Genomic DNA, 10,853 nt, shown 5'->3' with positions numbered 1-10,853 from the left:
TTGCGCAAGCGCCACATCGCGGCTGTCGCGGCCGGCGGGCTTGTTCTCGCCGGCCTCGGCGGGACTGTGGCCTTCCACCGGGGCGGCGAGGGATCGGACGGGGCGGCGACGCCGTTCTCCCGCGAGGTGGTGGACCGCAACGGCCGATTGCTGCGGCCGTTCCAGGCCGACGACGACATGTGGCGCTTCCCCGGCGCCGTCGCCGATGTCGATCCGCTGTTCCTCAGAATGCTCCAGGCCTATGAGGACCGCCGCTTCGCGCGCCATCCGGGCGTCGACCCGCTGGCGCTCGCACGCGCCGCCGGACAGTGGGTGGCGAGCGGGCGCATCGTCTCCGGCGGCTCGACGTTGTCCATGCAGGTGGCCCGCCTCATCGACAAGCGCGAGGATGGCCGCTCCGTCGCGGTGAAGCTGCGCGAGATGGCCCGCGCCGTGCGGCTGGAGCGCGATCTCGGCAAGCCGCGCGTGCTCGATCTCTATCTCTCGCTCGCACCCTATGGTGGCAATGTCGAGGGCATCCGCGCGGCGTCGCTCGCCTATTTCGGCAAGGAGCCGCGCCGCCTGTCGCCCGGCGAGGCGGCGCTGCTGGTCGCCATCCCGCAATCGCCGGAAGCGCGGCGTCCCGACAGGCATCCTGAAGCCGCCCGCCGCGCCCGCGACCGGGTTCTCGACAGGATGCTTCTCGCCGGCGTGCTGAAGCCCGAGCAGGTCGCCTCCGGCAAGGCCGAGCGCGTGCCCGTCGCGCGCCGCCAGATGCCGACTTTCGCCTGGCACGCGGCCGGCGAGGCCATCGCCGCGAGGCCGGCCGAGCGCGTGCACCGGATGGCCTATGACCGCAGCGTGCAGGAGGCGCTGGAGGCGCTGCTGCGCGAGCGGGTGCGCTCGCTCGGCACGCGCCTCTCCGGCGCGCTCATCGCCATCGATCACCGCAGCGGCGAGGTCATCGCCCGTATCGGCGCCGCCGATCCGCTCGACCACGAACGACAGGGCGCCGTCGACATGACGCGCGCCATCCGTTCTCCGGGGTCGACGCTCAAGCCCTTCATCTACGCCTTGGCCTATGAGGCCGGCCTCGCCCATCCCGAGACGCTGATCGAGGACAGGCCCTCGCGCTTCGGCACCTATGCGCCGGCGAATTTCGACCGCGGCTACCAGGGCACCGTGCCGACGCGTGTGGCGTTGCAGATGTCGCTGAACGTGCCGGCGGTGGCGCTGCTGGAGGCGGTCGGGCCGCAGCGCTTCTTCTCGCGGCTCGAACAGGCGGGCATCCGCCCCGTGCTGCCGCGCGGCGAGGTGCCGGGCCTTGCCGTCGGCCTCGGCGGCGTCGGCCTCAGGCTGTCCGATCTCGCAAGCCTCTATGCGGGGCTGGCGCGCGGCGGCGAGATGCCAGCTCTGGTCGAGCGGATCGGAACGCCACAGCCGGCCGGCCGGCCCGTCACCGACGAAGCAGCGGCCTGGCACATCGGCGACATCCTGACCGAGGCGCCGGCGCCCGACGCGGCGCTGACCGGCCGCCTCGCTTACAAGACCGGCACGTCCTACGGCTTCCGCGACGCCTGGGCGGTGGGCTTCGACGGCCGGCGCACGGTGGCGGTCTGGGTCGGGCGGCCGGATGGTTCGTCGGTTCCCGGCATCACCGGTCGCACGGCGGCAGCCCCCATCCTCTTCGACGCCTTCGCTCGGCTCGGTGCGCCCGCGGCGATGCCGGCGCGCCCCACGGCGGCCGCTGCGATGAGCCATGCGCAATTGCCCGCGCCGCTCCGCCGCTTCGGCCCGGCCCGCGAGCAGGAGGGCGATACGCGCGACCTCAAGATCGCCTTCCCGCCGGACGGCGTGCGCGTCGACCTTGGTGCCGCGCGCGGCGAGATGGAACAACTGGTGGTGCGCACCACGGGCGGGCGTCCGCCCTTCACCGTGCTGGTGGACGGCCGGCCCGCGGGGCGCTTCGGCGCCCAGCGGCAGGCCAACGTCCTGCCCGACGGGCCGGGCTTCACGACCCTCTCGGTGGTGGACGGCGAGGGCCGCAGCGCCTCGGTGACGGTCCGCGTCGAATAGTCAGCGCGCCGCCACCGCGCCCGGCAGGCCGAGCACCCAGCTTCGCGTCATCATCACGAGGGCCTGGGCGATGACCTCGTCGGGCGCCGGACCGAGCTTTTCCTCCAGCCCCAGTGAGACGATGCCGTGGGTGGCCGAGAACAGCGTGCGCGCGAGGCCGGCGCGCACCTCGGGCGTCGATCCCGGCAGGAGTTCCGTCAGCGGCCCCTCGATGTGGCGGAAAAGCTTGCCGACGACCCCGAGATACCAGTCCGGCGGCGTGCTGCCGTCGGGGATCTGGTGGGCGAAGACGGCGGTCCAGCGGCGGCGTTCGGCGCGGGAAAAGCCATGATAGGCGAGCGCGAGGCGGCGCATGGCGGTCTCCGGATCGGTGCCCGGACGGACGGTCGCGGCAAGGACCCGGTCGAGGCTCTCCAGCGTGCGGGCATTGACCGCGAAGATGAGGGCATCGAGGTCGGGAAAGACGTTGTAGATGGCGCCGACGGCGCAGCCGGCCGCCTCGGCGAGGGCGCGCGCCTTGAGGGCCGAGAGCCCGCCCGCCGCGATGGCCTGCTCGGCGGCGGCGATCAGGTCGTCGCGCAGCCTGGCGCGTTTTCCGGCCGTGTCCATCGACATTCCGAGCCCTCAGAAAAAATCTGAACGATGTTCAAAAAAGACTTGAACGACGTTCACGAGCTTGCTACACCCGATCCGTGAACGATGTTCATAGCGATGGGGTCGCCAATGTTCAAGTCCTTGTTCAGGCTCATGCACGGACAGTTGCATGTCGGCGCCGGACGCGTCGACGATCGCAGCGCCATGGCGCTGATCGACCATCAGGCGCGGGTCGCCGCCCGCGATCTGACCCTCGCCCGGCGCGAACTGGTGGCGGCAATCGCCTCCGAAAAGTCGGAGGCGCACCGGCTGCGCAACCTGAAGGCCCGCATGGCGACGCTCGATGGCCGTGCCGTCGCGGCGGTGAGGGCCGGCTTCGCCGACATGGCGGAGGAGGTCGCGACCGACATCGCCGCGCTCTCCGCCGACTGCATCGTCGGCACGCAATGCCTGAAGGTGCTGGCCGCCGAGATCGAGCGTCAGAAGCAGCGGGTGGCCGATGCCGAGCAGCGCCTTGCCCGCTGCGAGCGGGGCCGGCGCCTGGTCAAGGCCGAGCAAGCCGTGCGGGCGCTCAGGGAACGGACGACGGGACGCTCGGAGGACGATGGCCTCGTTCTCGCCGAGGCTGAGGTGACGCTCGCCTGCCTGCGTCGCCGCCAACTCGACGACTTGTCGCCGCCCCGGCGCGCGGCGGGCGACATCAGGGCGGTGCCTCAGCTTCCCGCAGCCTTCGGCAGCGGCCCCTGCGGGCGACGCAGCCCGAGCGCCGCGGAGGTGCTGGTCGGCATCAAGAACCGCGCGATGATGGCGAACCGGGTAGCGTGAGGACGAGCCTCAGCGCCCGGCCAGAAGCTCCCGGATCTTCGCGACCAGCTCGTCGCGCTTCGCCGCGAACTGCGCCGGACGCGAGGCGCGCCATTCGGCATTGTCGGTGATGGTCTTGGCGGCCTCGGCACCGGCGACGAGGTCCTTGATCATGACCTCGCCGGCCTCGCGCTCGTTGGAGCCCTGGATGATGACGGCCGGCGCGTTGCGGCGGTCGGCATATTTCATCTGTGCCTTCATGCCGGAGGAGCCGAGATACATCTCGGCGCGTATCGGCGGATCAGCATTCCGGAGCTCCGAAACCATTTTCTGGTACTCGGCGATCTGGTCGCGGTCCATGACGAGGACCACGACGGGGCCGACGGGCTTTTCCGCCCCGAGCTTGCCAAGGGATTTCAGCGCCGCCGCGAGGCGCGAGACGCCGATGGAGAAGCCGGTGGCCGGCACCTCCTCGCCGCGGAAGCGGGCGACCAGCCCGTCATAGCGGCCGCCGCCGGCCACCGAGCCGAAGCGCACGACCTGCCCATCGTCGTTGGTGACGGGGAAGGTCAGTTCCACCTCGTAGACGGGGCCGGTGTAGTACTCGAGGCCGCGGACGACGGAGGGGTCGATGCGGATCTGGTCGTCGCCATAGCCGCTCGCATGCAGTAGCGACTTAATGTGGCTTAGCTCCGATACACCTTCAGCGAATTTCACGTTCGCAGTTTGCTTAAACAGCTCATTGAAGGGAAAATCCGCATGGGGCGCGAAGGCGGCAGCGTTGCCGTAAGCCTCCGCGCCACCAGCCGCTCCCTGAATTGCCACCGTCGAATGGATGACAGCTAGGACAAGACCAATCTGCTCCTCATCCAGCCCGGCGCCCTTGGTGAAATCCCCGCTCTCGTCCTTGCGACCGGTGCCGAGCAGCAGTTTCACGCCCTCCGGGCCGAACTTGTCGAGCTTGTCAATGGCGCGCAGCACGGTCAGTCGCCGTCCGGCATTCTCGTCGCCGCCGAGGTCGATGGCTTCCATGACGCCGTCGAGCACCTTGCGGTTGTTGACCCGGACCACATAGTCGCCGCGGGCGATGCCGAGCTTTTCCATGGTGTCGGCGGCCATCATGCAGATCTCGGCGTCCGCCGCGGGCGAGCTTGATCCCACCGTGTCGGCGTCGAACTGCATGAACTGGCGGAAGCGCCCCGGTCCAGGCTTCTCGTTCCGAAAGACATAGCCGGCGCGATAGCTGCGGTAGGGCTTGGGCAGGGCGTCGAAATGCTCGGCGACATAGCGGGCGAGCGGCGCGGTGAGGTCGTAGCGCAGGCTCAGCCACTGCTCGTCGTCGTCCTGGAAGGAGAAGACGCCCTCGTTGGGACGGTCCTGGTCGGGCAGGAACTTGCCGAGGGCATCGGTGAACTCGACAGCCGGCGTCTCCACCGCCTCGAAGCCGTAGAGCTCATAGACGCCGCGGATGGTCTCCAGCATGGCGTTGACGCCGGCGATCTCGGCGGCGTCGCGGTCGACGAAGCCGCGCGGCAGGCGGGCGAGGGCCTGGGCCTTCTTTTTCGGGGCATCGGACATGGCGGTCTTCCGGCAGAAACGTGAGGCCGCTTGCTAACGCACCCTCAGGTCGATGTCGACCGCGCCCCGGTCGGCGTCGCGGCGGACATGGGCGAAATAGACAACCTGCGTCGGGCTGCGGGCGCCGAAGCGCGCCGCCCAGGCGGACACCGGGGCGCGGGAGACGCCATGGACGAGGCGCACCGGTTCGTCGGCGGCCGCGTTGGCGCCGGTTCGCTGGATGACGCGCGCGCCGTTCACCCACAGGGCAAGACGCCCATCCGCGCCTGCCGACCATGTCTGGTCGATGAGGATGTCATGCCAGCGATTGGTGAGAGCGTTGGCCGGCACCACCAGCGTGTCGCCGCCGAGCGCCGGGCCTGTGACGACGAGACCTACCTGTCGCCAGACGACGGCGACGAGCGTGCGGTTTGCCTGCACAAGCCGCGCCAGCGTCACGTCGAGGCCGGGGGTGGCCGTCGTGCCGCGCGGGATGAAGAGCGAGAGCGCCGTGAAGGCCTGCGCGCCGGGCGCAAGGCCCGGCCCCGTCTCAGCCAGTTCGGCCCGCTCGGTGTCGGGCGGGCAGGGCGCGCCGCATTCCCCGGCCCTGAGCTCGAAACGGGTGGTGACGAGGCCTGTCAGGCGCACCGGATGGGGCTGCGCCACCTCCATGACGGCGTGTCCACCGCCCGCCGCCTGCCGAACGAAGCCGGGAAAGTCCTGCGCGGCGGCCGGACCCGCGGCAAGCCAGCCGGCGAGGACCAGCGCCCTGCCGCTCACCGCCTGACCGAGAAGGTGAGGTCGAAGGCCGTCTGCTTGTTGCCGGCGCGGTCGCGCACCGTGGTGCGCACCACGTAGTCGCCCGGCTCGAGGCCGGAGAAGGAATAGGTCATGTAAAGGAAGAACTCGCGGTTCCGCCGGCGGCTGGCGGTGGCGATGGTGTTGAAGGCCTGCTGGGCGACAAGCGACTGGCCGTCGGCGCGGCGCAGCTCGAAGTCGAGCACCAGGTCGGTGCGGAAGATGTCGCCGGAGCGGCGCCAGCCCTGTCCCGCGAGTTCGGCATAGACGAGCAGCGGCTGCCCGATCTCGAAGCTTGTGGAATCGCGCGGGTTGAAGACGCCGTAGCCCTGCGGCTCCTCGGCGACGAAGGTGGCGCGGCGGATGGTGAGCGGCATCTTCTCGGAGACGGCGATGGCCGCCTCGTCGAGGGCGTCCAGCGCCTCGACCGAGCGGCCGGCGGCGGCGGCCTCCTGGGCGCGGCGCGTCTCGGCGGAAATGTCGGTCGGCGTCGGTCCGACCGGGACCGGAGCCACCCTGTCGGGCGCCTGCTGCGTCGGGGTCACCTGCTGGGTCTGACCTTGCGCGGCCGGAGCCGCCAGCAGGAAGGCAAGCGCGAGGCAGGCCGGAATCGAAACGGACAGACGCATGGGCACGAGGCTCCTCCGGACGAATCGAACTCCAAGATAGCACGGTCTCCGGCGCCGCCGAGGCACCCGGCCGCCGCCTCTTCCGCGGGAGGCAAACCCTTGTCATGGCGATGGTTTTCCCTTTGTCTGCGATGTCTTCGCATGGCGGCAATGTGTCCGCAGCACGGCGTGGGCATGGCGATGCCCCTTTCGAAACGCCACCGCGACCGCTATCTCCCCCGACTATGCCGGGCGGGTCCGGCGTGCTTTGCTCCCCGCCCTTCTCGCTCGCATCCGCATCAGGACCCCTGCATGGCCCGCGACACAGTCGACCTGACGCCCATCGAATCCCGCGACGAACTGGTCGCCTGGATCGAGAAGGGCAGCAAACCGAAGGACCGCTTCCGGGTCGGGACCGAGCATGAGAAGTTCGGATTCTACCGCGACGACTTCACCCCCGTTCCCTATGAGGGGCCGCGCGGCATCCGTGCCATTCTCGAGGGCATGGAGGGCCTCCTCGGCTGGGAGCCGATCCTCGACGGCGAGCACATCATCGGCCTTGCCGACGTCACCGGCGGCGGCGCCATCTCGCTGGAACCGGGCGGCCAGTTCGAACTCTCCGGCGCGCCGCTGGAGACGATCCACCAGACCTGGACGGAGGCGCACGCCCATTTCGCGCAGGTGCGGCAGATCGCCGACCCCATGGGCATCGGTTTCCTCGGCCTCGGCATGAGCCCCAAGTGGTCGCGCGCCGAGACGCCGGTCATGCCGAAGTCGCGCTATCAGATCATGACGCGCTACATGCCGAAGGTCGGCTCGCTCGGCCTCGACATGATGTACCGGACCTCGACCGTGCAGGCGAACCTCGACTTCGCCTCCGAGGCCGACATGGTCAAGAAGCTCCGGGTGTCGCTCGCCTGGCAGCCTGTGGCGACCGCCATCTTCGCCAATTCCCCCTTCACCGAAGGCAGGCTCAACGGCTACCTGTCGTTCCGCTCGGCGGTGTGGATGGACACCGACAACGACCGCGCGGGCATGCTGCCCTTCGCCTTCGAGGACGGCATGGGCTTCGAGCGCTATGTCGACTACGCCCTCGACGTTCCCATGTATTTCATCAAGCGCGGCGACACCTATCACGACGTCGCCGGTTCCTCGTTCCGCGACCTGCTGGCGGGCAGGAACGCGGCCGCGCCGGGCGAACGCGCGGTCCTCTCCGACTGGGTGAACCATGTCGGCACGATCTTCCCCGAGGTCCGGCTGAAACGGTATCTGGAAATGCGCGGCGCCGATTCCGGCCCGCTGTCGCGCATCGTCGCGCTGCCGGCGCTCTTCGTCGGCCTGCTCTATGACGACGGTGTGCTCGACGCCGCCTGGGACCTCGTCAAGGACTGGACGGCGGAAGAACGCCAGAAGCTGCGCGACGACGTGCCGAGGCTCGGCTTCAAGGCGGAGATTCGTGGCCTGACCGTCGGCGAACTGGCGCGCGAGATGCTCACGCTTGCCCGCACCGGCCTGCGCCGCCGAGACCGGCTCGACATGAACGGCTGCGACGAGACGCGCTATCTCGACCCGATCCAGGCGATCGTCGACGACGGCCGCACCGCCGCCGAGGCGCTGATCGAGAAGTATCTCGGCCCCTGGCAGGGTCAGATCGACCGGGTGTTCGAGGAGCAGGCCTACTGAGGCCTGCCGGCCTGACCCTAGAGGCTTTCGAGCCGGCTTACTCGATCCTCGTCCCAGACGATGCCGAAGCCGGGCCGGTCCGGGCATTCGGCGGCGCCGTGCGCGAGGCCAAGGGGCTCCACCAGCACCGCGTCGGCCCAGTCGACATATTCGAGCCGGTGCATGGTGGGGCTGGCGGCGAGCAGATGGACGCTCATCTCCGGCATCAGGTGGGACGAGATCGGCATGCCGCGCGCCGCCGCGAGGGCGGAGGCCTGGATCCAGCCGGTGACACCGCCGATCCGCATGACGTCGGGCATGACATAGTCGCAGGCGTCGGCGGCCAGGGCCGTCATCATCGCCTCAGGACCGTTGAAATTCTCGCCGATCTGCAGGGGCAGCGACAGGGCGTGGGCGATGGCCGCGTTACCGCGCCAGTCGTCGTGGCGGATCGGCTCCTCCAGCCATGACAGTCCCTCGCCCTCCAGCGCGCGGCCGCGATGCAGCGCTTCGGCCGGCTGCAGCGCCTGATTGTAGTCGACCATGAGGTCGATGCCGTCCGGAACGACGCGCCGGACGGCGCGCACGGCCGCGAGATCCTCTGCCAGCGTCGCGTAGCCGAGGCGGATCTTCAGTGCGGATAGTCCGCTATCGAGCAGTCGGAGAGCCTCGTCGGCCAGCGCATCCGGCGGCATGAGCCCCAGGCCGCGGCTGTCATAGGCGGGAACCGGCCGCGGTTCGGCCCCGAGAAGGCGGACGAGGGGCAGGTCGAGGGAGCAGGCCAGCGCGTCCCACGCCGCCATGTCGATGGCCGAGAGGGCGGCGCGCACGGTCCCCGTCACGCCGAGCAGGGCGAAGCGGCGCGACAGCATGCGGGCGAGGTCGGCCGGAGCGGCCGGCATGCCCTGCACCATCGCGACGGCCTCGGCGATATGGCCGGCGATGGCCCGCGCTCCTGATGGCGTGTAGGCGAAGAGATAGCACCGGCCCCGAACGCCCTCCTGCATGTCGAGATCGACGAGGAGAAGCGGCACGTCGCGGACGACGGCGGCGCTGGTGCCGAGAAGGAATGTCAGCGGGACTTTCACACCCCGTGTCGTGACGGAGCGGATGCGGAGAGGCGTGTGCGGCATGACGACCCCCTCGTCCGTTGCCGCAATGAGCCATCCTGCGGCCGGAGCGTCCGATCATCTCACCATGGATGACCGGCGGGGATCAACGGAATCCTGCCTGTTCACTCAGCCGCCTGGGCATGCTCCGTCAGGTTGTCGAGGCTGGAGACGACATGGTCGGCAAGGGCCTCGGCGAGCTGGGACATCTCGTGCGGGTTGCGCAGCAGGGCGACGCTGACCGAGGGCAGCGCGGGGAAGCCGTCGGAGGGCTGCAGCACGCGCATGCCGGGACGCAGGGCCGATTCCGGCAGGACGGAGACCGCGAGCCCGGCCATCACCGCCGCGCCGACGGCGGTGGAATTCCAGCTCGCATAGAGAATGCGGTAGGCGCGGCCGGCGCCCTCCAGCCGCTCGGTCGCGGCGCGGCGCCAGTCGCAGGTCGGCCGGCCGACGGCCAGCGGCACGGGATCGTCGCAATGGACCGAGGCCCGCGCCGACGACACCCAGAGGAGTTGCTCGCGCCGGAACACCAGCGCGGGGCCCTTCTGCGGCGTATGGGTGATGATGGCGATGTCGAGGTCGTTGGACTGGATGCGCTCGGCCAGCATCGGCGAGGGCTCGCAGACGACCGTCACCTCGGCGCGCGGATTGGAGCGCGAGAAGCGGGCGAGGATCTCCGGCAGATAGCGGTCCGCATAGTCGTCGGGGACGCCGAGGCGCACCCGGCCCGTCAGCTCGGCGTTGGAGAAGGCCGACACCGCCTCCATGTTCAGCTTCACGATGCGGCGCGCATAGTCGAGCAGGCGCTCGCCGTCCTCCGTCAGCCGCGAGGCGCGGCCGTCGCGCTCGAACAGCGGCTTGCCGATGCGCTCCTCGAGCCGCTTCATCTGCATGGAGACGGCCGACTGCGTCTTGAACACGACGTCCGCCGCCCGCGTGAAGCTGCCGGTGTCGGCGATCGCCATAAAGGTCCGCAACTGGTCGATGTCGAGAAGAATGGCCATCTGCGCGCCCCCGAGCGTCACATCATCAACTCTGATGATCCACATTAAAAACATTCGCTTCAATGATCAATCGTCTTCTGCCATTGTCTCTCCATCGGCACATGCCCCGAAAACCGGGTGAGAACCCGGCCGCTCGCGCCTCCGAGGCACGGCGTCGGGACAGTCGTGCCGACGTCCGTAGCCGTAGAGGAGATCCCCCATGCCGATGTTCGCCGCAACTCTTTCGTCCGCCGCTCTCTCGGTGGTCGCCGTCGTGCGCCGTCAGCTGGAGACCCTGCGAAACTGGCGCGAGGCGCGCCAGGGCTACACCGCGCTCTGCGAGATGGACGACCGCACGCTTTCCGACCTCGGCCTGACGCGGAGCGATCTTCGAGACGCCACGGCCGCCGGTTATTTCGGTGATCCGACCGTGGTCGTGGCAGCCCGGGCCGCCGAGCGCCAGGGCCGACGTGATCGCCCGCGCCCTCACCCGGTGACCGACCCCTCGCTGGTGCCCGACGTCGCCGCCGCGCTGCCGCGCGTCGTTCCGACCATGTGATCCGACGAGGTTCGCGGGGTCGCTTCCCGCTCCCCGCACAGCCTGTCCAGGAAGAGGCCGTCCCCTCGCAACGCTTCCTGGACTTCCCTGAGCCGTCGCGGCTGTCCGCGACGGCTCTTTT

10 protein-coding genes are annotated in these 10,853 nt (G+C 69.9%); 4 read left to right on the top strand and 6 right to left on the bottom strand.

Annotation, left to right across the window (positions count from 1 at the left end; genetic code table 11):
• On the top strand, positions 1-2,055 hold the full coding sequence (gene pbpC / locus ACJ4V0_RS08510; protein WP_448299143.1) for a penicillin-binding protein 1C: 2,055 nt from the start codon (positions 1-3) through the stop codon (positions 2,053-2,055).
• Here the strand turns inward: pbpC and ACJ4V0_RS08505 are convergent, their stop codons facing one another.
• Positions 2,056-2,670, bottom strand: coding sequence for a TetR/AcrR family transcriptional regulator (locus tag ACJ4V0_RS08505; RefSeq protein WP_448299142.1), 615 nt, complete (start codon positions 2,668-2,670; stop codon positions 2,056-2,058).
• A gap of 108 nt (positions 2,671-2,778) precedes the next feature.
• Here ACJ4V0_RS08505 and ACJ4V0_RS08500 point away from each other — a divergent pair, with 108 nt between their 5' ends.
• Complete coding sequence (locus ACJ4V0_RS08500; RefSeq protein WP_448299141.1) at positions 2,779-3,474, top strand: PspA/IM30 family protein; 696 nt, start codon at positions 2,779-2,781, stop codon at positions 3,472-3,474.
• Positions 3,475-3,483: 9 nt separating this feature from the next.
• Here the strand turns inward: ACJ4V0_RS08500 and hisS are convergent, their stop codons facing one another.
• The 3 genes from hisS to ACJ4V0_RS08485 are packed head-to-tail and all read right to left on the bottom strand — an operon-like array spanning position 3,484 to position 6,437.
• Entirely contained in the window at positions 3,484-5,031 is a 1,548-nt protein-coding gene (gene hisS / locus ACJ4V0_RS08495) for a histidine--tRNA ligase (RefSeq protein WP_448299140.1), read from the bottom strand.
• 33 nt (positions 5,032-5,064) lie between these two features.
• Positions 5,065-5,790, bottom strand: a complete 726-nt coding sequence (locus ACJ4V0_RS08490; RefSeq protein WP_448299139.1) for a hypothetical protein — start codon at positions 5,788-5,790, stop codon at positions 5,065-5,067.
• Positions 5,787-6,437 carry a hypothetical protein gene (locus tag ACJ4V0_RS08485; protein ID WP_448299138.1) on the bottom strand — a complete coding sequence of 217 codons (651 nt, stop codon included), beginning with the start codon at positions 6,435-6,437 and terminating at the stop codon, positions 5,787-5,789. The genes ACJ4V0_RS08490 and ACJ4V0_RS08485 overlap by 4 nt, the downstream gene beginning before the upstream one ends.
• Positions 6,438-6,728: 291 nt before the next feature.
• Between ACJ4V0_RS08485 and ACJ4V0_RS08480 the strand changes: the two genes are divergently transcribed.
• Positions 6,729-8,099, top strand: coding sequence for a glutamate--cysteine ligase (locus ACJ4V0_RS08480; RefSeq protein WP_448299137.1), 1,371 nt, complete (start codon positions 6,729-6,731; stop codon positions 8,097-8,099).
• A 17-nt stretch (positions 8,100-8,116) separates the two neighbouring features.
• Here ACJ4V0_RS08480 and ACJ4V0_RS08475 read toward each other — a convergent pair whose 3' ends face one another.
• A complete protein-coding gene (locus tag ACJ4V0_RS08475) occupies positions 8,117-9,211 on the bottom strand; it encodes an enolase C-terminal domain-like protein (protein ID WP_448299136.1) in 1,095 nt (364 codons plus the stop codon).
• A 101-nt stretch (positions 9,212-9,312) separates the two neighbouring features.
• Positions 9,313-10,194: a LysR substrate-binding domain-containing protein gene (locus ACJ4V0_RS08470; RefSeq protein ID WP_448299135.1), complete on the bottom strand. Its 882-nt coding sequence runs from the start codon at positions 10,192-10,194 to the stop codon at positions 9,313-9,315.
• Between the two features lie 199 nt (positions 10,195-10,393).
• On the opposite strand from ACJ4V0_RS08470, the gene ACJ4V0_RS08465 reads away from it, so the two are divergent.
• Positions 10,394-10,732: a DUF1127 domain-containing protein gene (locus ACJ4V0_RS08465; protein ID WP_448299134.1), complete on the top strand. Its 339-nt coding sequence runs from the start codon at positions 10,394-10,396 to the stop codon at positions 10,730-10,732.
• Positions 10,733-10,853 lie beyond the last annotated feature (121 nt).

The sequence above is a fragment of the Phreatobacter aquiterrae genome (genome assembly GCF_053471285.1).
The sequence above is the reverse complement of the archived record's forward strand: the minus strand, read 5'-3'. Positions and strand labels throughout refer to the sequence as shown.